This is a genomic window from Rhodococcus sp. NFXS4, assembly GCF_058139645.1.
Genome location: NZ_CP192221.1, coordinates 3,930,235 through 3,953,706, shown reverse-complemented (window position 1 = coordinate 3,953,706; position 23,472 = coordinate 3,930,235). Strand labels below are relative to the sequence as shown.

The following is a 23,472-nucleotide window of genomic DNA, read 5'->3' as shown; positions in this document are numbered from 1 at the left end:
CGTCTTCGGTGCCGATGCTGGTGTCATACCCACTGCTGCTGTGGAGCGTCGGCATCCTCCTCGCCAGGCTTGTGTTTGCGAGCCGGACTGCCACCTCTCGTCTCGTCAATATTGCTTTGGCGCTGGGTATTTCGTCTGGTCTCGCTCGCGAAGGGGCGATTCAGTCGGCGGTGGCGTCAGCGACCGGCACCGTGATCGACGTGCCGCTGATGCAGCAACTCGGTACCGTGGCGCTACTTCTGGCGCTTGCACCGCTGATCGCTATCGCCCTCCGCTGGCGACGACCTGAGGGACACGCCTCGACGACCACAGTGATGATGCTTGCACTTGCCAGCGGAGCGCTGATGATCGTCGTCGGTTCCTCGGCGCGGGGCTCTGGCGAGTACATCGATGTCCAACAGGGTTGGCGAACGGCGGTGTACTTCGCGCTGTTCTCTGCGTGGGCAGCGTTCATGCCGTATCTCTACCTGCGTGTTTCTGTGGGGGAGTTGCGCCGCGGTCAGCTGCCAACACAAGTGGCGATGGTGTTCTGGCTGTTCGCGATCGTGGCCTTGTGGGGTTTCGAGGAGGCCGTCTCGATCTTGCTGATGGGAGTGTTCGCCGCAATCGGAATCGCTCGGGACTTCGTGGCCTTGCGGGTGACGCTGAACGAGGTCAGCTTCAGCTACTTGCTGGCAGTGGCAACAATGTGCGCGGCGTTACCTCTCTGGCGAGCGGTCACCGAGTCGCTGGGCGTCGACAGCTGGACCCGGTCGGTCCGCTCTCTGACGCCGATGTGGTCCGACCTCGTTCAGACCTGTCCGGAGGTTGTCCTCCGTCACCCGTCTCCGCAGTCGTCGCCCGTGCATCGAGCTCATCGCATGTGCGTGGAGATCAGGGATTCGCTGAGTCTGCTGGGCCGCTACGTTGGAGACCTCCCTGCGGAGGGACCGGTCGACAACAGGTCTGCCGCAGAAGTTTTCTACCTCGCAGCACACAGACGACGCGCCGACGAGCCGGCAGGAGCGTTCATCAAAGTGCCGATCGAGCCGTCGGTCGACTTGAAGCAAGAAGTTCGAGTGCTGGCCGCCATCGGTCGTCACTGGCCGACCGAGCCGAGACTTATCGCAACAACGCAGGGGGAGCACCAATGAACGACAACACCGTGAGACCTGTACGAGCGTCCGACCGCGTGCTGCCGCATCCACCGCGGCGACTTCCGGTGGTCGGCGACATCCTGGACCTCCACGTCACCGAGTCCAGCCAATGGGCGATGCGAGACGCACAGAAGTACGGATCGATCTACGAGCGCAACGTGTTCGGGACCCGCGTGACGTACGTGTCCGGACCGGTCGAGGTTGCGGCGGTCAACGACGAGACGACGTGGGCCAAGTTCCTCGGTGTACCCATGGGCAACCTCCGACAAGTAGCCGGTGACGGGCTGTTCACTGCGTACAACTCGGAACCGTCCTGGGCTACCGCCCACGCGATTCTGGCACCGGCGTTCTCCCAGTCGTCGATGCGCCGATATCACGACACGATGGTGGGCAAGACGGAGCAGCTGCTGTCCTCGTGGACCGCCCGAGGTCCGAAAGCGTGGATCGACGTACCGGTGGATATGAACAAGCTCGCTCTCGGAGTGATCGGCGAGGTGGCCTTCGGCTACGACTTCGGATCCTTCGACGACGCAGCACCGCACGAGTTGGTGGTGCGGATCTCTCGTGCACTGAAGTACATCAACCGGGCCGCCTACTCCCATCCCGCTCTCGAGGCGACGATCTACAGGCGTGATCGCAACCAGCACCGAGACGACATCGACGTGGCACAGCGACTCGTGGATGACATCGTCGCGACGCGGCGCGAGCGAGACGTCCCAGGGAGCGGTGACCTTCTCGATCTGATGCTGAGCACCGCGGACCCGGCGACGGGGGAGCGGTTGTCCGATCAGAACATTCGCAATCAGATACTCACCTTCCTGGTGGCGGGCCAGGAGACGTCAGCCGGTGTGATGGCGTTCGCTCTGCACTTCTTGTCGACCCATCCGGACGTGGTCGAGCGAATCCGGAAGGAGCTCTCAACGGTCTGCCCCGACGGTGATCTCCAGTTCGATCACGTGGGCAAGCTGCGATACCTGCGGCGAGTGGTCGACGAGACGTTGCGCCTGTGGCCGGTGGCGCCCGGTTACTACCGGAAGGCTCGTCGAGACACGATGGTGGGGGAGCACCCCTTCGAGAGAGGGGAGTGGGTGTTCGTGGTGTTGCTACAACTGCACCGCAATGCGGCGTGGGGTGCCGATCCCGAGCGATTCGACCCGGACCGCTTCGAGCGCAGTCGCGTTCCGGCCAACCTCGCTGATCTGTACAAGCCGTTCGGGACCGGACTGCGCGGCTGTATCGGCCGGCAGTTTGCCTACCACGAGGTGCTCGTTGCACTCGCACTCATAGTCGGGCGAGTCGACTTAATCGAGGACCCCGACTACTCACTAAGGGTAAACGAGACAGTCACTCTGAAGCCTCAAGACTTGTCCCTGCAGGTCCGTAAACGGTCCGATTTCGTTTCGTAACCCACTGCAGGGTCCTGTCGACAAAGAAGTGCAGCGCTACTGACTTCGTAAGCGAGCGGTCTTCGGTTCAATCCCGAAAGGAGGCTCTCGATATGCCTCTGACCTGCATAAATGCTTCGAAATAGGTCGATCAGACCTCTCGTTTCACGACTTCCCCCCGGTACGTCCATGCAGGTCCGCCACGGTCCAGGGCCATCCGGCCACCTGCGAGAACTGCCGAATCTCGGCTCGATGTCACGAGTTGTCACAACTCGTTCGTAACTCGTTCGATGGACGCGGGTGGACGTCAGTGGCCGTGGGTGGACTTCAGCGCAGGAATGGCCACTACCGTCGCGGACTTGCAAGGACTTCTGTGGACGGACACCACTCGCTTCACGTCGATCGCCGGCGGCATGGACGTGTTCATACCTTCATCGACGGGATGAGCCGTTCGTTCTCGACAGCCTCGTGATGGGGGCCGGGCCGCCCGACGAAGGCCAGGGCCGACGCCTGCCCAGAGGTGTGTTGTGGCGTCAGATCGCGGTAGCGGACCGCGCGGTGTCGAGGTGGGGAGCACCGAGCAGGTACCCCTGGGCGAGGGGCACTCCGAGGTGGCGCAGCATGTCGAGCTGCCCGGGCCGTTCGACACCTTCTGCGATGACCACGGCGCCCAGGCTGTCGGCCATCTGCACCAGAGAGCTGATGACGGTGGTCATCCTGGGCAGTCGATCGAGTGCGTCGACGAGTGTCGGTGCGAGTTTGACGATGTCGACGTCGAGCGCAGCCAGAGTCGACAGGCTGGTGTCGGTGCTGCCGAAGTCGTCGAGCGCGATCCGCACGCCGAGAGCATGCATCTTCGCGATGCCGCGGCGGACGTCGTCGTGGTGCGCTGCGATGGCGTTCTCGGCGATCTCGAGAACCAGTTCGTCGGATCTGAGCAGGCCGGTGTCGAACACGGATCTCAGTGACGCTTCGAGGTGCGCGGTGTCGAGTTCGATCGGGAGGACGTTGACGTGGATGGTGCCGGGATGCGGAGAGTCGTCGTCGCCGGGGGAGGTGCGCCGCGCAGTGTGCTGCAGGACGGCGGAGGTGAGTTCCGGGAGCATGCCTCCCCGGCTCGCGGCGGCGACGACCGACAGTGGGTCGGCGACTGCGCTTCCGCGTGAGAGGCGTAGCAGCGCTTCGGTTCCCCGGATCCGTCCGGTGGCAGTTTCGACGATGGGTTGCAGAGCGATACCGAGCGTGCTGCGTTCGATCGCGGTGGTGAGCGCCGCACGCAGGTGTGTGTCGTCGAGGTCGACCAGGGCCATCCCGGAGTCGAACTCGACGATGGTGCGTTTCCCGGATCGTTTGGCTCGCAGCATCGCGGTGTCCCCTCGGGCGAGCATCTCCTCCGATGTCGTGGGAGGGTCCGATGGCCCGTGCGTGACGACGCCGATGCTGCCGGAGACGGTGACGGTGTGGCCGTCGTGGGTGAAGGGTTCGTCGAGGAGTTCGATCACTCGTGTGGCGACGATGCTCGCGGCTTCGTCGACGTCGTCGAGCAGGACGACGAACTCGTCGCCGCCCAGGCGTGCGATCGTGTCGGCCCGGCGGATGCCGTTCCGTAGGCGCGCGGCGAAGTCGACGAGCACCTGGTCACCGATTCGGTGTCCGAGTGTGTCGTTGATGATCTTGTAGTCGTCGAGATCGATGAACAGAAGCGACACCGTGGCCGTGGATTGCTCGCGTGCCTCGGTCAGGTGATCGAGCCTCTCTCGCAGGTGAGCCCGATTGGCCAGCGAGGTCAGTGCGTCGTGGTGCGCCCGGTGGCGCATCTGTCGCTCGGTGTCCTCGATGGTTCGGCGGAGCTGGGTGTTCTGCCACAGAACGGCGTACTGGCGAGCGGAGAGCATCAGAATCACCACCAGGACGACGAGGAGTTCGGCAGACTGCGCGGTGCCCCGGTGCACGGTGACCACCGACATGACGACGGCGGCAGCGGCGGGGATGTACGGGACGATGGATGTCGGATACAGCACTGCCCGTGCCCGTCGGGATCGGTCGGCTGATCGAAAGACGAGGAGCGGAGCCAGGGTCGTGCACAGGTTGCCGAGCATGTTGAAGGCGAAGCCGGACGTGGATGTGGAACCGTCGGACTGCCATTGCGCGTACCAGATCCCGCCGGCTGCCAACAGGACGAGACCCAGCACGATGACGGTCAGCGGGAGCTGATCGCGGTACTTGGCACGACCCAGCGCAACGATGCCGAGCGTCAGCTGCAGGGCACCGACGAGAGGGAAGTACAACCCGGCGACGCTGCGCAGTTCGTCTGCGCCGTCCAGGTTCTCGACCAGTGGACGCAGCCAGAGGTGCCAGGTGATCAGGCCGACGGACAGGCTGACCATCAAGGCGTCGAGGACGTTGCGCGCGGTGAATGCCGCCCCGTGCCGGGGATAGAGCACCAGCGCGACGACGGTGATCGTGTTGGAGACGACGACGGGGATCTCGACCCAGGAGGGGAACGTGTAGGCGCCTGCGGCCGAGGTGATGATGAACAGCAGCTGCCCGACGGGCCAGATCGCCATCGACGCTGTCATGAGGGACCAGAACCGGCGGTCGATACCTCGGGTCCGGGTTGCTGCCAGGGAACAGGTGTACGCACCGACAACCGGTGTCAGGAGATACGACCACTCGAACTCACCGCGAAAGAAGTGGTCACCAGGGGTGAGGGCCAACGCCACGCCGATGGCGGTGATCCCGACGGCGATCACCGCCGCCGCCCACATCCTCGACGTGGGCGGCGGCGGTACATCGCGCAGAGTTGTTCCCCGTGGCGACGTGTCCCCCGTGCGCGGGATCATCTCGGGCTGCGCACCTGGCGGTCGCAGAAGCCGAGAACCGTCCGCGCGTGAGAAGGGCGTTGCGTCACGGCGCGGTCGACGGGTGCGTGTCGGAGTGCAGCGCGCCGCCGCGGATGCGGGTGATCTCCTCGCGTGCGGCGATCACGTCGGGGGTGTCGTGTCCCTTGTCGGCGGCGAGGTCGGCCAGGAGATCGAGAGCCGCAGCGAGGATGTGCCCGCGTCGACGCCGGTCGGCACGGTCGGTTCCGGCCTTGACGTAGTGGCGTCGTTGGCGCCATCCACCGGCGGCGGTGATCTCCTCGTCGGTGAGGACCCCGGACTCGACTTCGGGCGCGAGGACTTCACGGACGAACTGTGCCTCGCGTGGGTGCGCCCACACGAACGCGATCCACAGCGCGGTGAAGGCGAACACGAAGTCGCCGATCAGGAGCACGCCCGCCAGGACCTGGCTGCCACCGGACAGGGCGACCATCGAATCCCAGATTCCGTGCACCACGACCGGTGCGAGCATCAGTGCCAGGCCTCGAACGATGCGTCTCGGTTGCGCTTGTGTGCCGATCAGGTAGATCACCCCGGCGCTGAACAGGGCAGTGAAGAGGGGGTGGGAGACGATGTCGGAGAAGATCCGGGTACCGATGGATTCGATCAGTCCGTCGGTCTGGTGTGCTCCGAACCCTTCGGTGGCTCCGGCGATGGAGTACAGCAGATCCTCACTGGTCTGGAACCCCAGGCCGAGGAACGCGCCCAGCAGCAGACCGTCGACAGGGGTACGCACCAGACGCGGTGCCAGGGCGAGGAGGACGACGATCCCGACTCCCTTGGCGGTCTCCTCCACGAACGGGGCGGTCAGTCCCGCATGCCAGTCCTGCGCGAAGACCTGACCGAAGAACTTCGCGTACAGCGATCCCATGGCGCCGTTGGCGGTGAGGGCGATGGCCAAGGGGGCGGCGGTGGCGCCCCAGACGAAGGCTGTGATCACCAGAGCCAGTGGCTGGCGTTCGTAGCGGTCGATGTGCCGGAACCACCACGTCCACACCGCAACGCTGACGGCGCCGACGACGCCGGCGATGAGCAGCGCGCGACCGAAGTAACCGGCGAACGGGGAGAATTCCTGCCACCCCTTCACAAGCCCTGCGGCGCAGAGCCACAGGTAGATCCAGAACACGATGTTGCGGGGCTGCACGAAATGGAACTTCTCGCCCCACGCGGTCGTCTCGAGGGCACGGCTGCGGGCGCTGACGGTGTCGGTGCTCACTGGGCTGCTCGATTCTCGGCGGTGATGCTGGCAATCATGGCGGTGATCTCGGGAGAGCGGTCGGTGATCTGCGCCGGCGGACCGGACACCTCGACGTCGAGACCGGTGCCGTCGACGACGAAAGCGGTGAGCGACCCGGCGGCACTGGGAGTGGTGAAGGTGACCTGCACACCGGTCAGACCGGTGTCGGTGACGAACGGGGTACGCGCTCCGGACAGGCCGAGGACCGAGTTCCCGCTGACGGAGGCGCTGACAGTGTCGACCTGGGTGAGCAGGTCGTCGGGTGTCCCGTCGAAGGAGTCGGCGCGCACGGTCAGGAAGATGTTGCCCCGAGTCAGTTCGATGCTCGGCAGGGAGTCGTCGGTCGCGCGCTCGTCGACTCGGAATCCGCTCGCGATGTTCCATTCGGAGGCCGGTGTCATCGTCACGCTGTCGGTGATCGAGAGCCGATCACCGGAGCGCACGGGGTTCTCCTGCGACACAGCGGAGTCGAGGGCCGGGACGGCGATGACCCAGAGCAGCCAGACGGCGAGGATCACCAGGGCGTGCGGGAACACGCGGGTGTCGAGGCCGAGGAAGCGGTGATCGGCGGGTGGCCGACGGCGATGCGGATGTTCGGGTCTTATCGATGCTTCTGTGTGAGAAACCAACGTGATCTCCGATGTTTGGGTGAGATCACTATTTCAGATGATGAAGCATTGTGTGGGGTCGTCATCGCGATGATGGAGTTCGATCAGGCACCCCACTGCCGCTGCGTCATTCGGTTGAATGACGCACGGCATCTACAGGCATGGCATGTCGACCGGTGATGCCGGATGCTCAGGCCGGGAGGCAGGCGTACGTCGCGGCTTCTCGTGTGGACTTGGGCCGGAGGTCGGGCGGCGTGATCGAGCTGTCACTGCCGTTTCACACCGAGGGGGCGATCGCTTTCGGGACCACGGGGGTCGTCGCCGCGATGACGACCCCGTTGGCGGACATCGGGTGCCCGGTCTTCGTCGTCTCCACCTTCGACGGAGATCTCGTCCTGGTCCCGGCGGGTCGCCGGGACGACGCCGTGATCGCGATGACCGCTGCGGGACATCGGATCTCGGTCAACGGCTGAACGAGACCGACGACGTGCTCGTTGCGGCAGCGGTTTCCCGCTCACCGGTCTTACGGGGTGCGGGCCAGGTCTGCGACGGTACGAAGTCGCCGAACCTCCGACCGGGAGTGCCGCACAGCGTGGGTGTCGGCTCCGTCGTCCCGGGCGACGTCGTGGGCCAGGTCGAGTATCGCGGTGCGCAGGTGGGCGTCCGCGCGGCGCGCTGCTCGGTTCGGTGCACTCTTGCGGCGAGCCTTGCGTACGTCGGGATCGAGGACTTCGTCGATGTCCGCGTCCGTCAGGAACTGGCGGTCGAGCTCGGGGGCGAGGATGTCGCGAACGAATCGGTGTTCACGTGGTGCCGCGCGGCGGAACGCGATCGTCAGCATGGTTAAGGCGAGGATGACCGAGGCGATCATGACACCGAACATGACGAATCCGTTGCCGGCTCCGAGTCCGACGGCATCGTCCCAGGTGAAATGCAGGAACACTCCAGCGGCCACGAACATCGACCCGAGTCCGATTCTGCGGGGTTGCGCCGCGGTCCCGATGAGGTAGACGGCACCGCTGCAGACGAGGGCGCTGAACAGGGGGTGGGAGACGAAACTGGCGCCGATTCTGGTGAGTGCCATGTGTGCCGCGTTACCGGCGGGGTCGGTCCCGAAGTTCGTCGCCGCGGAATTGACGGCGTAGAGGAAATCTTCGAAGACCCCGAATCCCAGTCCGATGAACGCGCCGACGATGAGACCGTCGTTGGCGGTGCGGATCAGACGCGGTGCCAGACTCATCAGCAGCAGGAACCCGCAGAGCTTCGCGGCCTCCTCGGTGATCGGTGCCGTCGCGCCGGCACCCCAGTTCGCTGCCCATTCCTGGCCGAAGAGCTTGGGGTAGATGCTCAGCATCGCCGTGTTCGCGGTCATAGCGAACCCGAAGGTGCCGGGGATCGCGCCCCACACGATCGCTGCTACCACCAGCGAACCGGGTTGCCTCTCCCAGCGGTCGATGTGGCGCAACCAGAAGAACCAGGCGACACCGCACAGCAGGCACAGGATGGCGGCGGCGGCGTAACCGCCGGCGTAGAAGGAGGCTTCGGGTGCGAAGTAGGCCCATGTCTGGTGCACACCGATGGCAGTGAGCACGATGTACACCCAGAACGACGCGTTGTGCGGTTGCAGGAAGTGGAACCGTTCGCCCCACCCGGACACCTCCACGGCACGGCGCCGGCGTTCGATCGAGTCGGTGTGCGCCGAGTCCGTCGAGGAATCGGTGTCGGTGTCTCTCACGAGTTGTTCCTGTCGGTTGTGCGGATGCTGGCGAGCATGTCCTCGACGTCCGCGGCGGAGGCGATCATCTGAGCGGGCGGGCCGTACACGCGGACCCGAAGGCCGGTGCCGTCGATGACGAACGCGGCGGCCAGTCCGTCACTGATGACACTCGAATATGGCTGCATCACACCGGTTTCCCCACTGGCGGTGGTGAGCGTGGTCACGTCGCCGACAACGCGGAACGTGGGGTCGTTCGCGAGGGTGGTGACCTTGTCCGTCTGCTCGAGCAGTTCTGCCGGGGTCCCGTCGAAGGAACCGGGGAACACGTCCACGGAAACTCCGTCTCCGGTGACGGTCAGTTCACCGGTCTGCTGGATCGTGCTCTCCTCGTCGAGGCGGAAGCCGCTCTCGACGCTCCACCCGGTGATGGGCGTGATGTCGATGGTGTCCGCGAGCGCGAATCGTTCGCCGGCGCGGACGGAGTCGTCCCAGCGAATGAAGGTGTCGATTCGGGGCACCACGACGGTCAGCAGCAGGAACACCCCGGTCACGACCAGTGCGGGTAGCAGCGTGCGCCGATCGAGGCCGAGAACGCGGTGCTCTGCCGGAACACGTGTCCGGTGATGATCCGGAGCGGTCGATGTCATGAATGGCCCTGCGCGGTCACGGTTGTCGGGCGGCCGTGCCGAAGTCGCGAGATCTCCTCGCGCGCCGCAATGACATCGGGGGTGTCCTGTCCCTTGGCGGCGGCGAGGTTGGCCAGGAGATCGGGTAGGTGCTCAGGCATGCTCAGGGTTTCCGTGTGGAGTACCAACGTTATCTCCGATTCGTGGGGTTTCATCACTATTTCAGATGGTGACGCATTCCGTGGGTCGTGATCGGTGGTGGAGTTCGATCGAGCGCATACGGCGGCCGTACCGTCCAGCTGAATGGCATGTCGATACGACGGCGCCGGGGTGTGCTCGTGGTGGCGGGGCGGAAGCCGGCCTTTCCGGTTGTTCGCACACCACCCGCGGTCGGGCGGCGACCGTCGTGCGGGACGTCGCCGAGCTGCGGCTTACGATTGGGGCCGTACCTGTCGAGTGGGGGGATGTGATCGAGCGTGGCCGAGGCGAGGCACGAGTTCGTCGCTCGGCGACTTCGTGCATTGATCGCGAGTGGCGACTATGCGGTGGGGCAGTCTCTTCCGAGCGAGAGTGCGCTCTGCGCCGAGTACGGAGTCTCTCGCGGGCCGGTGCGACAGGCGTTGGCGTCGCTCGCCGCAGAGGGGGCGGTCCACCTTTCTCGAGGTCGTCCGGCCGTGGTGCGCTCCGATCATTCTGCGCAGACCCTGGACACGTTCACTCCGTTCTCTCAGTGGGCACGGCGCACTGGGCGCAGATCGGGGAGCAAGACGCTGGAGGTGTCGCGTCGGCGGGCGTCAGCAGTCGCTGCCCAGACGCTGGGGATCGACATCGACGATTTCGTGGTCGAAGTTGTTCGTGTCCGTTATCTCGACAGCGAACCCACGATGATCGAACGAAGCGTGTTCGTCGATTCCGTGGGTTCGCTGTTGTTCGATTTCGACACCGACTCGGGCTCGATCACCGACTACCTGACCGGCCTCGGTGTGAGGTTCGAGTCGATGTCGCACCTGCTCGATGCTGTCTCGGCCGATGCGGTGGACGCCGACAGCCTCGGCATCGCGGTGGGCAGTCCGTTGCTGCGTGAACGCCGGACCTCCCGAGACGAGAACGGAATCGCGTTCGAATTCGCGGACGATCGCTACCGTTCCGACCAGGTCGTCTTCAGCATCGTCAATTCGCGGACGGTCGATCCGCGCATGATCGCGCCGGACAACCCCGGTTCCTGACAGCGCAGGTGGCCGTCAGTCGGCCGCGGGCATCCGATTCCAGTGCGGGAGGAGCAGAAGCATCGCGAGGAACGCGGCGCCCGCGAAGCCGTAGAACAGCGTCGTCGTGTCGAGGTAGCCGGGCAGTAGTCCACCGAAGATCGCTCCGATCGAACCGCAGCCGTTGATGATTCCCGCTGCGGCCCCTGCATGTTTGGACGTTCCGAAGTCCACGGCGGACACACACGAGATCATGGCGTCCGCTCCGTAGACAGTGAGCCCGATGACAGCGAGCACGGCCACCATGATCCACACGTTGCCGGCGGCGGTGAGAGGAGTGAACAACGCCAGAATCACGGTCAAGGCGACGAGGCTCAGCACGCATGCGGGAATGCGGCGGGCTTTGAATACTTTGTCGGAGATCCGGCCGATCAGGATCGGTGCAGCGACTCCTGCGACTCCGAAGGCGATCGGAACGGTGATGGCGACGAAGTTGTCGGCGTTCTGCAGGCGTTCGGCAACGATGACCGGGCCCCACAGGAGGATCGCGTAGCGCGCCGGTTTGAGGAGAAAATAGGCTGCACCGAGTGTCATGACCATTCTGTCTCTGATCACGACGGAGAATGTCTCGCGCACCGACTGTGTGGGCACGGCGACGGCGGATTCGGATGCGAGCGGGGCGATCTCGGTGTTCGGTCGGTAGTCCTCGATCGCCGGTAGACCGACGTCCGTCGGGCTGTTTCGCTGGAAGATCAGGACGAGGACGAAGATGACCGCCACCACGACGGAACCGGTGGTGAAGGCCGCCCGCCAGCTGTCGAAGATGCTGTAGGCGAACCAGCCCAGAACGGGTGCAGCGACCAGTCCGCCGAAGGCGTAGTTGGTGCTCCACAGACCGAGGACGCGGCCCCGTTCGCTGATGGAGAAGAATTGCGACATGTTCTTCAAGGTGCCGGACCACCCGGTCGACTGTGACAGCCCTTGCACGATCATCAAGGGAAGCAGGAAGACCAGCGCGGGCAGCAGTCCCATGAACAGGGTGGCGACGGCGGAAATGGCCAGGCCGCCGAGGACGACGATTCTGGGGCCGTATCGATCGGAGACCGAGCCCCAGACGAATTGCCCGAGGGCGTAGGCGGCGAGGTAGACGGCGTCGAGGTTGGCGAGCGTGGACTTGGTCAGGGTCGTGGACAGAACGGGATCTTCGAGGATTCCGAGTTTGGCGACCGAGAAGGCTTGTCGTGTGAAATAGAAGCCGGCGTAGGCGACCCAGGTGATCGCGAAGATCTGGAATCGCCAGCGTTCGTAACGGGCGATCTTCTCGGGGGTCGAGGTCAGGGCTTTCGTCATCTTGTGCACCTTGATTCGGACGCGCGAGAGCACTCGCAGCGTCGTGCGAAGAAGAACATCGAGGAAAGTTGTCCTCGCTCGTCGCGCTGAGAACTGCGCGACGAGCGGGAGATCCGCGAGCATGAGGCGTCGATGCGGCTGCCCACTCGGACGACGAGGCGGTGTGGCGAGGGTGGTGCGGGTTCGAGATGTGCCGGGCGGGCTCAGTTCACCGCGTCGATGAGGCTGGGCAGGTCGGCAACGCTGTCGAGGATGTGTGTCGCACCCGCCGCGCGGAGTTGGTCGGCGTCGTGAGCACCCGTCAGGACTCCGACGACCACTCGTGCTCCTGATCGGAGGCCGCTGGTGATGTCGGACGTGGTGTCGCCGACGACGAGCATGGCCTGGACGGACGGGGCGCTCGTGCGGAGCAGCGCGGTCAGCGGCATGTCGGGGAAGGGGCGTCCACGCATCCCGTCGCCGGGGCACAGGACGACGTCGGCGATGTCTCGCCAACCGAGGGCATCGAGGATGGCGTACTGGGTCTCGTGCGCGAACCCGGTGGTCAAGGCTGTCTTGATGCCGTCGGATCGAAGATCGTGCAGCAGGTCCGCTGCACCCGGGATCGCGCTGCAGTGACCGTCGCGAACGAGCTGCCCGTAGCGGTCCTCGAACGCTTTGTTCGCCGACTGAGCCTGCTCTTCGTTGCCTCCGCTGAGGTGTCTGAACACGTCGATCTTGGACTGGCCCATGGTGTCGGTGACGTAGGTGAGCATACGAGCTCTGTCCTGCTCGTCGTGGGAGAGTCCGGCGTGTTCGTCGGCGGCCGCGAAGGACTGTTGCACCAGTCCTCGGTCCTCGACGGTGGTTCCGGCCATGTCGAACACGACGAGGCTGATCGGCTGAGTGTCGGACGTGGTGGTCATGCATCGACTCCTATCTGGGTTGACGCGTTCTGTTCGAGCGCGCGAGTGAGGCTGGATTCGGCCAGCCCCAAGCTGGTGGTCATACCGATTCCGGTGGTGACGGTGACGACGTGGACACCCGAGATCGGTTCGACCAGAAGGAATTCCGAATCGGGTGCTGAGCTGTAGACACCCTGCCAGCGTTCGGTGACCTCGATCCGGTCGACACCGAACATGGCTTTCGCCTCCGTGACGAGGGCCTCGAACCCTGCTTCGCTCTGAAACGGAGATGCCGACGTCTCACGAATGTGGGTGTCCCCGATCAGGATCGTGCCGTCCGGCTGGGGGGTGTACATCTGGTGCAGGTCGAGCCCGAGGTAGTCGGGAAACTCCTCTGCCAACCTAGTGGCGACGTCGACGACGGCGGGAAGCCCCTCGAAACCCGAGTACCGCAGGAGGGACCAGCCGGTGAACAGGGGAGTCGGCAGCGGCGTCGACAGTTCGATGCGGGCTCGCATCATGTGCAGGCGACACCGCAGGAGACCGCCCCGTTCGGCGTACTCGGGGAAGAGTCGGTCGATGTCGTAATTGACGGTGACGAACACGGTGTCGGCGTACAGATCGCCGCGAGTGGTGCGAACGACTCCGGGGTCGAATGACGTTGCTGCCGTGCGCCAATGGAAGTCGACACCGGAGTTCTCGAGCCAACGGGCGATCGACGGTGCGGCGCGGCGCGGGTCCACCTGGAGATCGAGCGGCATGAACAACCCGCCGGTGACACCATCGGCAGAGATGGGGAGTCTGTTCAGGACCTCGTCGCGATCGAGCAGCTGTGCCTGCTCCGGTCCCCGAACTTCGGCGAACTGTCGGAGGACCGCCAGTTCGTCGTCATGCCGGGCCACGCAATGGGTGCCCGACTCGGACGACCAGAAGCCGGCCTTGCGTGAGAGGTCCAACCAGTGCGTGCGTCCGGCTCCGGCGTAGCGCAGCGCCTCGCCCGATTGCGCTGTGATGCAGGCATGTCCGAAATTCTGGACCGATGCGCCGACGACCGCGGTGGCATGGTCGACGACAGCGACTCGGAGACCGCGCTGGTGGGCATGATAGGCGTGCGCGAGACCGATGATGCCTGCGCCGACGATCACGACGTCGTAGTTCGTGTGCTTGTGCATGAACAAACTGTCGACCCTGGACCGCAACTTGTCAATACAGGTTCGTCGAATTTACCTGTTGTATATATACCGGCCCGAGGGGCAGTGCTGTCGCTCGGGAGTTGGTTGGTGTCAGGCGTCCATGACGGCGGTGAAGGTCATCCGGTCGCCGCGGTAGAGCGAGCGCCGTTGTTCGATCGGCACCCCGAGGTCGTCGTAGGAGGTGCGGTTGAGCAGGAACATCGGGGTGCGGGTGTCCACCGTCAGCAGTGCCGCCTCGCGGGCGTCGGGGAGCACTGTCTCGATGGTGTCGACGACCCGTCCGAAGGCGATGCCGCGGACGGCGAGCTCCGAGTAGAGGGAGGAGCGGTGATCGAAGCTGTTCATCAGCCCGGGAACGCGCGCGGCGGGAATCCGGGTCGTCTCGAGACCGACGCGGGTGTCGTCCGTGGTAAAGACGCGTTCGAGTTCCACCACGGGCGCGCCGGGGTCGACGTGGAGCATCTCAGCGAGGGTGTCGTCTGCTCCGTAGGTGCTCCAGCCGACGAGCAGGCGCGTGGCGCTCATGCCCTTCGCTCGTGCGGCTTCGGTGTAGGAGCCGACGGCGAGAGGGAGGACGACCTTGGGAGCTGCCACCACCGTCGCGCGACCTCGACGCTCGATTCTGCCCGCCACCAACAACTCTCGGATGGCCTGGCGCAGTGTCTCTCGCGAGACGTCGTGTGCCTCGGCCAGGTCCCGCTCTGAGGGGAACGGGTCACCGGGTGAGAGCCCGTCGAGCAGGGAATCGAGGCTCCTGCGCACGACCTGATGTTTGAGCATCCGAGGTTCGGTGTCGACGACCATGGCGACACCATAGCAAAAATAGGTCTAGACCAGATGGTCGACGCACGTTCATCAGCTGTTCACGGGCTGACCCTCTTCTGGTCTATACCAACCGGCAGGGTCTGTCCCATGCCGAACTCGCCCGCTCCTTCTCCCACCCGTTCACCCGTCGTCGAACTCGTCGTGCTGGACATGGCCGGCACCACGGTGACCGATGACGGTCTCGTCCTGGCAGCGTTCGACGCCGCCGCGACCGCCGTCGGACTCCAGGACACGGGCACCGAACGTGCCGATGCCCGCCGGTATGTCCTCGACACCATGGGCCAGTCGAAGATCGAGGTCTTCCGAGCCCTCTTCGGCGACGAGGACCGCGCCCGAGCGGCGAACAACGCTTTCGAATCGGCCTACGACGCTCGCATCGACACCGGGGTGCGGGCCGTCGCAGGAGCCGCAGAGACCGTGACAGCTCTACGCGGTGCCGGAATCAAGGTCGTGCTCACCACCGGCTTCTCGCCGGCCACGCAACACCGCATCCTCGACACCCTGCACTGGCACGACCTCGCCGATGCCTACCTCGCACCCGGCGATGCCGGCCGCGGTCGACCGTTCCCCGACCTCGTCCTCACTGCAGCCCTGCGCACCGGGGTCAGCGACATGGCCGCCGTCGCCGTCGTCGGAGACACCTCCAACGACATCGACTCCGGCAGGCGCGCAGGAGCATCCGTCCTCGTCGGTGTACTCACCGGCGCCCACTCGGAGGCGCAGCTGCGCGCCGCCGGACCGACACACGTGCTCGCCAGCGTCGCCGACCTCCCCGCTCTGCTCCTGCCCTGACCCGACTCTCCGGCCCACCTCACCGAACGGACACCACGCCATGCCCACTCTCGCCTCCCGCCGAACCGCAACTGCCGCAGCGCTTCTCTCCGCCACCGCACTCGTTGCTGCGAGCTGCTCGAGTTCCACCGCCGACACGATGACCGACCAGGGGTTCCCGGAAACGATCACGCTCGCGGCGATCCCCGCTGAGAACTCCACGGACCTGCGTGCGAGCTACGACCCCGTCATCGAGCGGTTGCAGCGCGAGACCGGCTCCACCGTCGAGTTCGTCCAGGCCTCCGACTACGCGGGCGTCGTCGAAGGGCTGATCGCCGGCAACGTCGACCTGGCCTTCTTCGGACCTTTCGCCTACGTGGTCGCCGGCATCAATGGCGCCGAGATGACTCCCCTCGGTGCCGTGGTGCAGGACGAGGGCACACCCCCCGGATACCAGTCCTACGGAATCACCCGCGCGGACAACCCCTCTGTCGACTCGCTCGCCGATTTCGCAGGCAAGAAGGTCTGTTTCGTCGACCCCAGCTCCACCTCCGGCTTTCTCTACCCGTCGGCGGGACTGATCGAGGAGGGAGTCATCGCCTCCGGCTCCGAGGCCGACATCTCCGCCGGCGTGACACCGATCTACGCGGGCGGACACGACGCCTCCGCGCTGGCCGTCAAGGCAGGCGACTGCGACGCCGGGTTCGCCTTCGACACCATGGTCGACCGAACGATGATCGACAACGGCGAACTGGCTCCCGGCGAGCTGAAGACGGTGTGGAAGTCGGAGACGATCGCGGGATCACTCTTCGCGGCGAACAACGACCTGGGTACCGATGCCATCGCCAAGCTGGAGGAGGTGTTCAGCGAGGGCATGAATTCCGATGCCTTCGTCGCCGACGGTATCTGCGCTGAAGAGTGCCGCATCACCGACGAGGACGCATGGGGTGTCGTCCCGGCCGACGACAGCGACTACGACGGCGTCCGCCACGTGTGCGAGGTCACCGGCTCCCAGAAGTGCCAGGGCTGACCATGAACGCGATGATCGACCGTAAGGACATCGTCGTCAGTGCACGCGATGTCACCAAGACCTTCGGCACCACCACCGCACTGCACAACGTCAACCTCGACGTCCTCCGCGGCGAGATGCTCGTGCTTCTCGGGCTCTCGGGATCCGGCAAGTCGACGCTGCTGCGATGCATCAACGGACTCCACCCGATCACGTCCGGCGCCATCACCACACTGGGTTCTCGCGTGGACCTGGCGTCCCGCCGATCGGCACGCGAGGTCCGTAAGGACGTCGGTTTCGTCTTCCAGCACTTCAATCTCGTCGGCCGCCTGTCCTGCCTCGAGAACGTCCTCGTCGGAGGCCTGGGACGTCTGACCGTGCCTCGATACGGCGCGGCGACGTACCCCAAGGCGATGCGAGCGGAAGCCCTGCGGTGCCTCGACCGTGTCGGTCTCGCCGACTTCGCCGAGCGCCGAGCGGACACCCTCTCCGGCGGGCAGCAGCAGCGCGTCGCCATCGCGCGCACCCTGATGCAGCGACCGAGCATCGTCCTGGCCGACGAACCCGTCGCCTCACTCGACCCGGAGAACGCAGGCGTGGTCATGGACCTCCTGCAACGCGTGTGCACCGAGGAGAAACTGACCGTGGTGTGCACCCTGCACCAGGTCGACCTCGCACTCGGCTGGGCTCACCGCCTCGTCGGCCTGCGTGACGGAGAGGTCGTTCTCGACCGCCCGGCCGCGGGTCTGATGCGCGAGGACATCATGCCGATCTACCAGCGCATCGCCCCGCCCGGGGACGTCAGGTCGGCGGCGTTCCCGTCATGACCGTCACCGCGACACCGAGAACCGAACCGCCACCGACCCGGCCGCGGCGGCGGTGGCTCCTGCCGTCACTCGCCGCGATCGCGGTCGTTCTCACCGTGCTCTCCGCCGAATACATCGAGTTCGCGCCCGCCGCGCTCATCGACGGACTCGACGACGTACGACGCCTCATCGCGCGCATGCTGCCCCCGCGCCTCGACGACTCCGAACGTATCGTCTCTCTCGCTCTCGACACGCTCCTGATGGCGGTCCTCGGCACCGTCCTGGCCGCCATCGTCTCTGTCCCCCTTGCCTTTCTCGCAGCCCGGAACACCACCCCCCATCCGATCGTGTACACCGCGGCGCGGGCGATCATCACCTTCTGCCGTGCGATGCCCGACCTGTTGTTCGCCGTCCTGTTCGTCCGGGCACTCGGCATCGGCGTGCTGCCGGGCATCCTCGCCCTGGCGTTGCACTCGATCGGCATGCTCGGCAAACTGTTCGCCGACGCCATCGAGGAAGCCGACGACGGTCCTCGCGAAGCACTGCGCGCGACCGGGGTCGGGTACATCCGCGAGATGATTAATGCCGTGGTGCCGCAGGTGGTTCCCGCCTGGATCGGAGCTTTCGTCTACCGCATCGACATCAACCTGCGCATGTCCGTGGTGCTCGGATTCGTCGGCGCCGGCGGAATCGGCTTCGCGCTGCAGGACGCGTTACGCGGGTTGATCTACCCCCGCGCCCTCGGCATCGTTCTCGTCATCCTGGTGATCATCGCCGCGATGGAGCTGGCGGCCATCGCGATCAGACGCATGCTGCTCGTCCCGTCGAAGGCGGGCCCGCGTCGCGACCGAGCGATGAAGATCGGCTCCGGCGCGGTACTGGTGGGGGCGACCATCGCATCGTTCGTCGTCCTCGAGCTCGACCCCCGGTCGCTGCTGACGTGGATCGGACCGTCGATGGACGTGTTCGGCCGCATGATCCCGCCCGACTTCTCCTCGCTCGGTATCGATCTCGTGGATGCCGCCGTGCAGACCGTGGCCATCGGCGTCGTCGCCACCGCCATCGGCGTCGTACTGTCCATCCCCGTCGGTGTCCTCGCCGCCCGCAACGTCACTCCACACCCCGCGGTGTATTGGGCGGCGCGAACGTGGATCCTGCTGGTGCGCGCGGTTCCCGAACTCATTCTCGCCGTCGTGTTCGTCGCGGCGCTCGGACTCGGTCCGGTCGCCGGTACCTGCGCTCTGGCCATCGGGTCGATCGGATTCCTGGGCAAGCTCGTTGCGGACGCCGTCGAGGAGATCGACCCCGGTCCACTCGAGGCGATCTCCTCCGTCGGAGGAGGGTGGTGGAATCGGATCGTGAATGCAGTGATCCCGCAGGCGATCCCGTCGATGATCGGCTCGAGCCTGTACCTCCTCGACGTCAACATCCGCACCTCCACCATCCTCGGCATCGTCGGCGCCGGCGGTATCGGCTTCCTGCTCTTCGAGTCGATCCGCACTCTCAACTTCGATGTCGCGGGTGCGATCGTCCTGGTCATCTTCGTCGTCGTCTACACCGTGGAAAGGATCTCCGGATGGATCAGATCACTCCTCGCCTGACGCGAGCGGCGCTGTGGACACCGGACGGAATCGACGTCCGCACACTCGAGATTCCCGAGCTGGCGCCCGGCGAGGTCCTGGTGCGTGTCGACCTCGCCACCGTGTGTGGAAGCGACCTGCACACGGTGTCCGGGCGACGACCGGCCCCGTGCCCCTCCATCCTCGGGCACGAGGCGGTAGGCCGGATCGTCGCCTTCGGCGACGGGGCACGAGCGATCAGCGCCGACGGTGCCGCGCTGTCGGTGGGTGATCGTGTCGTCTGGTCGGTGACCGTGCCCTGTGGACACTGCGTGCGCTGCACGTCGGGTTTCACCGCCAAGTGCATGCGCGTCCGCAAGGTGGGACACGAGCCGGCGACGGGGGAGTGGGTGCTGAGCGGCTCGTACGCCCAGCACATCGTCCTGCCCCGCGGAACGGCGGTGGTCCCGGTCCCTGAGTCGATGCCCGACGCCGTTGCCGCTCCGGCAGCCTGCGCGACCGCGACGGTCATGGCAGCGCTGGAAGCAGCGGGGAATCTCGTCGGCAAGCGAGTCCTCGTCCTGGGCGCCGGGATGCTCGGCGTCACTGCGGCCGCTGCCTCCGTCGAGCGTGGGTCGGAGACCGTCCGCGTGATCGACCGCGACCCGGTGCGACAGAACATGTCTCGACGCTTCGGAGGGATCGACGACGACGGCGGCGATGCGGACGTGATTGTCGACTTCACCGGGGCAGCGGCGGCCCTGCAGTCCGCACTCGACCGGCTCGACGTCGGCGGCCGGTTCGTTCTGGCCGGATCGGTGACTCCTGGCCCGCCGATCTCCGTCGACCCCGAGGCTGTCGTCCGGAACTGGTGGGCCATCACCGGAGTGCACAACTACGAACCCCGTCACCTCTCACAGGCCGTGGCATTCCTCGACGCGACGGACGGAAGGTACCCGTGGGCCGAGGTGATCGACACTCCTGTCCCGCTGGCGGATATCGCTCGGGTGCTGGTGCCGACGCGCCCCGGCATCCTGCGGTCATCGGTGACTCCGCACGTGCGCTGACGTAGTCCACCACCGCGGTATCTACTCTGTCGGCCATAGGCCGTCGTCACCGATGGTCCCATCGCGGGAGTGCTGTTGTCGAGATGCCGTCACCCACATCGGCGAGATCCAATGGAGTGCAGGTTGATACGAGACCAACTCGGTCGAGATACGCACTCTCGGTGTCACGAGAGTGTCACAAGTCGGGATGGACGGAGGTGGACCGAGGCGGACGCCAGTGGACAAGGGAGCAGTTCAGGACGGGTTTCGTGAGTCCAGGTGGATCCACCTGATCGGGTCGTCGAAGCCTTGTAAGCGAGCGGTCTTCGGTTCAATCCCGAAAGGAGGCTCTCGATATGCCTCTGACCAGCACAAATGCTTCGAAATAGTCTGATCTGACCTCTCGTTTCACGACTTCCCCCTGTACGTCCATGCAGGTCCGCCACGGTCCAGGGCCGTCCGGTCACCTGCGAAAAGCTCCGAAAAAGGTCTCGATGTCACGAGTTGTCACAACTCATTCGTAACTCGTTCGATGGACTCGGGTGGACGTGGGTGGCTGTAGGTGGACCCCAGCGCCGAAGAGTCCACGACAGTCTGCGGACGCCCGCGAACTTTCGTGGACGGGAACCACTCGCTTCACGTCCGGTTGCTGAGGGCGTGGACGTGTGCGGACGTCAGTGGACGGTGCGTCGTTCGATCGCCGGACCCTCGTCGATCGACGAGCATCGGGCAGGGCCGGGGCTCAGTGGTCCTCGTGAACCATCCGCAACCGGTTCTCTGTCACGTCGGCTTAGCGGGTACAGAGATAGTCTTAACCGTTGTGAGACAGACAGTTCCGCGTCATCTGAGCGATGCAGTCAGAGGTGTTTGTCCCCACCGTCAGCGGGAACCAGAAGTGTTCGGTGCGTGAGACGCTCGGCGTGGTCTGCGCAGTATCGGGCTCACGAGGAGAGACGTCGAATGCGAGACGAGTACGACGGCGGTACGGCTGGCACGTCGTCGGCGGCGTTGCTGGCGGAGATGGCGGTCGACGCGGCGGGTGTCGACGGGGCCGCCGTTGCGGTCATCGCGGGGGACCCGCTGGTCCGGGAGCTGATCCACAGCACCGATTCCGCGGCGACTCGTATCGACGAGTTGCAGTTCACCATCGGGGAGGGTCCGTGTCTGGATGCGTTCCGCATCTGCGAGTCGCACATGGTGCCGGATCTGCTGGACCGCAGCGCGTCGGTGCGGTGGCCGGCGTTCGCGTCGGCGGTGGTGGAGGAGCTCGCGGTGCGCTCGGTTTTCGCGTTCCCGCTGACGGCAGGTGATGCTGCGGTCGGGTCACTGGAGCTCTATCGCACCGAGCCGGGGGAGCTGACAGTCGCGCAGTACACCACCGCTGCGACGATCGCGGCGATGATCGGGCCTGCGCTGGTGGCGGAGGTCGCCGACACGGATTCAACGGGTGAGAACACAGAACCCGAACACGGCGTGACAGCGATGTTCTCGCGCGCCGAGGTCCACACAGCCATCGGGATGCTGGCAGCTCGGCTACGCATCCCGATCGACGATGCGGCGGTCCGGCTGCGTGCGCATGCGTACGCCGAGTCCAAACCCATCACCGGCGTCGCTCAAGACCTCATGCTGCGCACTCTTGATCCAGGAGTACTCGACGACTGACAGCGCATCGCAGCGGAGTTCCGTGGATCCCACTGACCGTCGCTACCACACCCATTTCTGGCGATCTGAGAATGACAGAAGCGTGGTTCGAGGGACTGGTTGCGGCAGCGCCTCCGTGATGTCGGCGGTGGGTGCTGACAGACCTCCATCGCGTCCACGCGAATCCTCGTCTCGCTCGAGTGGTAGGCGCCGCGCGGGTGAGCGGAAGTGGAGAGAGCTATCGGTTGCGCCGGCAACTCCCTTCGAGACGCTGGGTCGATCACGCGGTCTGCGTGATCGACCAACCCGCCGCGCTCGCCAAGACCGTCCCGCCCTCGCGGCTGTGCCCATAGGGAACGGGAGGGAGGTCGATGCGGTTCAGATCGATCAGCAAGGTCAGTTCCTCACCCTGACCACGAGAGGTGAGGGCGATGGTCGTATTACTCAGAGCAGAGACCTCGCTGTGCGATCGGTACAGCCAGGAGTAGCGACGTCGCAGCCCGATCAGTTCTTGGTGCAGGTGATAGGTCGGCAGGCCATCTGGTGCCAGTTGTGAAGGCGAAGTGGGGAATCGGGGGCGTATCGCGTCGTCGCCTCCCATCCGGTCCTCCTTGATGCCGCGGTATGCGTGCTCGTCGCCGTAATAGATGCTCGGCACTCCGGCGAGGAAGAGGAGAAGCGCCGTCGCAATCGCAATGTGTCGGCTGTCGTTCAATGTGCTTGCGATACGCGTGACGTCGTGGTTGCCGACGAACGTGCCCGGGACGAAGGTGTCGAGCATGCTGTTGTTGGTCGACACCGCGTGCGCGAGCTCGTAGAAGTTGCCGTCGTTCAGAGAACTCCAGATCGACTTCCACAATTGGTACTGGGTCACAGAATCGACAGTGGATGCGCTGACGAACCGGGAATAGTCCCCATGTATCACTTCGCCGATGAACCAGCTCTCGGGCGCCCGCTCTCGAACCCGAGGCAGAATCGTCGCGAAGAACTCCGGTGGGATCGCGTACGCGGCGTCGAATCGCCACGCATCGACGCCGCGGTCGATCCAGTAGGTCAGGATGTCGACGACGTGATCGTGAACAGCCGGATTGGTGTGGTCGAGGGTCACAAGTATGTCGTGACCCTCGAAATTCACTGGTTGGCCGCCTTCCCACAGGAACCACCGGCCGTCCTCGGAATCGGGCCCCGCCGCGAGTGCTCCGCGAAACCTGGGATGGTCCCGGCCGACATGGTTGAACACGCCATCGAGCATGACGCTGATTCCGCGCGCATGTGCTTCGCGGATGAGTCGCGCGAGATCGTCTTCATCCCCCAGGCGAGAGTCGACGCGAAAATGGTCGACGGTGTCGTACCCGTGGGTCGACGAGGCGAACACCGGGCCCAGCGACAACCCGTTGCAGCCGAGTTCGATCAGATGATCGAGCCACGTCACGATGTGACCGAATCGGTGCTCGGATGCAGTGATGCTCGACGGTTCCGCGCCGACGAAACCGAGCGGGTACACCTGCCACCACACGACGTGATCCATCAGCCGACCCTACAAACGACACCCGCAGAATTTGCGACACCCACCAGGTGGGTAGGCCGCGACC

21 protein-coding genes are annotated in these 23,472 nt (G+C 65.3%); 10 read left to right on the top strand and 11 right to left on the bottom strand.

Annotated elements, in window-relative coordinates:
- Nucleotides 1-14: 14 nt before the first annotated feature.
- Both J4E04_RS18690 and J4E04_RS18685 read left to right on the top strand, forming a co-directional pair.
- On the top strand, nucleotides 15-1,133 hold the full coding sequence (locus tag J4E04_RS18690) for a DUF6545 domain-containing protein (protein WP_490150576.1): 1,119 nt from the start codon (nucleotides 15-17) through the stop codon (nucleotides 1,131-1,133).
- Nucleotides 1,130-2,542 carry a cytochrome P450 gene (locus J4E04_RS18685; protein ID WP_490149290.1) on the top strand — a complete coding sequence of 471 codons (1,413 nt, stop codon included), beginning with the start codon at nucleotides 1,130-1,132 and terminating at the stop codon, nucleotides 2,540-2,542. The genes J4E04_RS18690 and J4E04_RS18685 overlap by 4 nt, the downstream gene beginning before the upstream one ends.
- A 512-nt stretch (nucleotides 2,543-3,054) precedes the next feature.
- On the opposite strand, the gene J4E04_RS18680 is transcribed toward J4E04_RS18685, so the two are convergent.
- The 3 genes from J4E04_RS18680 to J4E04_RS18670 form a co-directional block, all read right to left on the bottom strand.
- Complete coding sequence (locus J4E04_RS18680) at nucleotides 3,055-5,274, bottom strand: putative bifunctional diguanylate cyclase/phosphodiesterase (RefSeq protein ID WP_490149289.1); 2,220 nt, start codon at nucleotides 5,272-5,274, stop codon at nucleotides 3,055-3,057.
- Nucleotides 5,275-5,428: 154 nt separating this feature from the next.
- Nucleotides 5,429-6,619: a PrsW family intramembrane metalloprotease gene (locus J4E04_RS18675; protein WP_490149288.1), complete on the bottom strand. Its 1,191-nt coding sequence runs from the start codon at nucleotides 6,617-6,619 to the stop codon at nucleotides 5,429-5,431.
- Nucleotides 6,616-7,269, bottom strand: a complete 654-nt coding sequence (locus J4E04_RS18670) for a hypothetical protein (RefSeq protein ID WP_490149287.1) — start codon at nucleotides 7,267-7,269, stop codon at nucleotides 6,616-6,618. The genes J4E04_RS18675 and J4E04_RS18670 overlap by 4 nt, the downstream gene beginning before the upstream one ends.
- 233 nt (nucleotides 7,270-7,502) lie before the next feature.
- On the opposite strand from J4E04_RS18670, the gene J4E04_RS18665 reads away from it, so the two are divergent.
- A complete protein-coding gene (locus J4E04_RS18665) occupies nucleotides 7,503-7,721 on the top strand; it encodes an ACT domain-containing protein (protein ID WP_490149286.1) in 219 nt (72 codons plus the stop codon).
- Between the two features lie 50 nt (nucleotides 7,722-7,771).
- Here J4E04_RS18665 and J4E04_RS18660 read toward each other — a convergent pair whose 3' ends face one another.
- The 3 genes from J4E04_RS18660 to J4E04_RS18650 are packed head-to-tail and all read right to left on the bottom strand — an operon-like array spanning nucleotide 7,772 to nucleotide 9,752.
- Nucleotides 7,772-8,983, bottom strand: a complete 1,212-nt coding sequence (locus J4E04_RS18660) for a PrsW family intramembrane metalloprotease (protein WP_490149285.1) — start codon at nucleotides 8,981-8,983, stop codon at nucleotides 7,772-7,774.
- Entirely contained in the window at nucleotides 8,980-9,612 is a 633-nt protein-coding gene (locus tag J4E04_RS18655; protein WP_490149284.1) for a hypothetical protein, read from the bottom strand. The genes J4E04_RS18660 and J4E04_RS18655 overlap by 4 nt, the downstream gene beginning before the upstream one ends.
- Nucleotides 9,609-9,752, bottom strand: a complete 144-nt coding sequence (locus J4E04_RS18650; RefSeq protein ID WP_490149283.1) for a hypothetical protein — start codon at nucleotides 9,750-9,752, stop codon at nucleotides 9,609-9,611. The genes J4E04_RS18655 and J4E04_RS18650 overlap by 4 nt, the downstream gene beginning before the upstream one ends.
- A gap of 315 nt (nucleotides 9,753-10,067) precedes the next feature.
- Here J4E04_RS18650 and J4E04_RS18645 point away from each other — a divergent pair, with 315 nt between their 5' ends.
- Nucleotides 10,068-10,817 carry a GntR family transcriptional regulator gene (locus J4E04_RS18645; RefSeq protein ID WP_328813481.1) on the top strand — a complete coding sequence of 250 codons (750 nt, stop codon included), beginning with the start codon at nucleotides 10,068-10,070 and terminating at the stop codon, nucleotides 10,815-10,817.
- 15 nt (nucleotides 10,818-10,832) lie between these two features.
- Here the strand turns inward: J4E04_RS18645 and J4E04_RS18640 are convergent, their stop codons facing one another.
- From J4E04_RS18640 to J4E04_RS18625, 4 genes are all read right to left on the bottom strand, one after another.
- Nucleotides 10,833-12,146: an MFS transporter gene (locus J4E04_RS18640; RefSeq protein ID WP_490149282.1), complete on the bottom strand. Its 1,314-nt coding sequence runs from the start codon at nucleotides 12,144-12,146 to the stop codon at nucleotides 10,833-10,835.
- Between the two features lie 203 nt (nucleotides 12,147-12,349).
- Entirely contained in the window at nucleotides 12,350-13,051 is a 702-nt protein-coding gene (locus J4E04_RS18635) for a phosphonatase-like hydrolase (protein WP_490149281.1), read from the bottom strand.
- Nucleotides 13,048-14,202 (bottom strand): TIGR03364 family FAD-dependent oxidoreductase, encoded by a 1,155-nt coding sequence (locus J4E04_RS18630; RefSeq protein WP_490149280.1) that lies wholly within the window; start codon nucleotides 14,200-14,202, stop codon nucleotides 13,048-13,050. The genes J4E04_RS18635 and J4E04_RS18630 overlap by 4 nt, the downstream gene beginning before the upstream one ends.
- A 111-nt stretch (nucleotides 14,203-14,313) precedes the next feature.
- Entirely contained in the window at nucleotides 14,314-15,027 is a 714-nt protein-coding gene (locus tag J4E04_RS18625) for a GntR family transcriptional regulator (protein WP_490149279.1), read from the bottom strand.
- 108 nt (nucleotides 15,028-15,135) lie between these two features.
- Here J4E04_RS18625 and J4E04_RS18620 point away from each other — a divergent pair, with 108 nt between their 5' ends.
- The 6 genes from J4E04_RS18620 (at nucleotide 15,136) to J4E04_RS18595 (ending at nucleotide 21,901) form a co-directional block, all read left to right on the top strand.
- Nucleotides 15,136-15,840, top strand: coding sequence for a phosphonatase-like hydrolase (locus J4E04_RS18620; protein WP_490149278.1), 705 nt, complete (start codon nucleotides 15,136-15,138; stop codon nucleotides 15,838-15,840).
- Between the two features lie 40 nt (nucleotides 15,841-15,880).
- Nucleotides 15,881-16,849, top strand: coding sequence for a phosphate/phosphite/phosphonate ABC transporter substrate-binding protein (locus J4E04_RS18615; protein WP_490149277.1), 969 nt, complete (start codon nucleotides 15,881-15,883; stop codon nucleotides 16,847-16,849).
- Between the two features lie 11 nt (nucleotides 16,850-16,860).
- Nucleotides 16,861-17,655 carry a phosphonate ABC transporter ATP-binding protein gene (phnC, locus tag J4E04_RS18610; RefSeq protein WP_328810439.1) on the top strand — a complete coding sequence of 265 codons (795 nt, stop codon included), beginning with the start codon at nucleotides 16,861-16,863 and terminating at the stop codon, nucleotides 17,653-17,655.
- On the top strand, nucleotides 17,652-19,235 hold the full coding sequence (gene phnE / locus J4E04_RS18605; RefSeq protein WP_490149276.1) for a phosphonate ABC transporter, permease protein PhnE: 1,584 nt from the start codon (nucleotides 17,652-17,654) through the stop codon (nucleotides 19,233-19,235). The genes phnC and phnE overlap by 4 nt, the downstream gene beginning before the upstream one ends.
- A complete protein-coding gene (locus tag J4E04_RS18600; protein WP_490149275.1) occupies nucleotides 19,211-20,260 on the top strand; it encodes a zinc-binding dehydrogenase in 1,050 nt (349 codons plus the stop codon). Before phnE ends, J4E04_RS18600 begins: the two co-directional genes overlap by 25 nt.
- A 939-nt stretch (nucleotides 20,261-21,199) precedes the next feature.
- Nucleotides 21,200-21,901, top strand: a complete 702-nt coding sequence (locus J4E04_RS18595) for a GAF and ANTAR domain-containing protein (protein WP_490149274.1) — start codon at nucleotides 21,200-21,202, stop codon at nucleotides 21,899-21,901.
- Nucleotides 21,902-22,160: 259 nt separating this feature from the next.
- On the opposite strand, the gene J4E04_RS18590 is transcribed toward J4E04_RS18595, so the two are convergent.
- Nucleotides 22,161-23,408: an alpha-amylase family protein gene (locus tag J4E04_RS18590; protein ID WP_490149273.1), complete on the bottom strand. Its 1,248-nt coding sequence runs from the start codon at nucleotides 23,406-23,408 to the stop codon at nucleotides 22,161-22,163.
- Between the last annotated feature and the right edge of the window lie 64 nt (nucleotides 23,409-23,472).

What these genes read in the sequence shown, in the direction of transcription:
- J4E04_RS18690 (WP_490150576.1), top strand. Translation starts at nt 15, where the DNA reads ATGCTGGTGTCATACCCACTGCTGCTGTGGAGCGTCGGCATCCTCCTC.
- J4E04_RS18685 (WP_490149290.1), top strand. Translation starts at nt 1,130, where the DNA reads ATGAACGACAACACCGTGAGACCTGTACGAGCGTCCGACCGCGTGCTG.
- J4E04_RS18655 (WP_490149284.1), bottom strand. Translation starts at nt 9,612, where the DNA reads ATGACATCGACCGCTCCGGATCATCACCGGACACGTGTTCCGGCAGAG.
- J4E04_RS18650 (WP_490149283.1), bottom strand. Translation starts at nt 9,752, where the DNA reads ATGCCTGAGCACCTACCCGATCTCCTGGCCAACCTCGCCGCCGCCAAG.
- J4E04_RS18640 (WP_490149282.1), bottom strand. Translation starts at nt 12,146, where the DNA reads ATGACGAAAGCCCTGACCTCGACCCCCGAGAAGATCGCCCGTTACGAA.
- J4E04_RS18635 (WP_490149281.1), bottom strand. Translation starts at nt 13,051, where the DNA reads ATGACCACCACGTCCGACACTCAGCCGATCAGCCTCGTCGTGTTCGAC.
- J4E04_RS18630 (WP_490149280.1), bottom strand. Translation starts at nt 14,202, where the DNA reads ATGCACAAGCACACGAACTACGACGTCGTGATCGTCGGCGCAGGCATC.
- J4E04_RS18625 (WP_490149279.1), bottom strand. Translation starts at nt 15,027, where the DNA reads ATGGTCGTCGACACCGAACCTCGGATGCTCAAACATCAGGTCGTGCGC.
- J4E04_RS18620 (WP_490149278.1), top strand. Translation starts at nt 15,136, where the DNA reads ATGCCGAACTCGCCCGCTCCTTCTCCCACCCGTTCACCCGTCGTCGAA.
- J4E04_RS18615 (WP_490149277.1), top strand. Translation starts at nt 15,881, where the DNA reads ATGCCCACTCTCGCCTCCCGCCGAACCGCAACTGCCGCAGCGCTTCTC.
- phnC (WP_328810439.1), top strand. Translation starts at nt 16,861, where the DNA reads ATGATCGACCGTAAGGACATCGTCGTCAGTGCACGCGATGTCACCAAG.
- phnE (WP_490149276.1), top strand. Translation starts at nt 17,652, where the DNA reads ATGACCGTCACCGCGACACCGAGAACCGAACCGCCACCGACCCGGCCG.
- J4E04_RS18600 (WP_490149275.1), top strand. Translation starts at nt 19,211, where the DNA reads ATGGATCAGATCACTCCTCGCCTGACGCGAGCGGCGCTGTGGACACCG.
- J4E04_RS18595 (WP_490149274.1), top strand. Translation starts at nt 21,200, where the DNA reads ATGCGAGACGAGTACGACGGCGGTACGGCTGGCACGTCGTCGGCGGCG.
- J4E04_RS18590 (WP_490149273.1), bottom strand. Translation starts at nt 23,408, where the DNA reads ATGGATCACGTCGTGTGGTGGCAGGTGTACCCGCTCGGTTTCGTCGGC.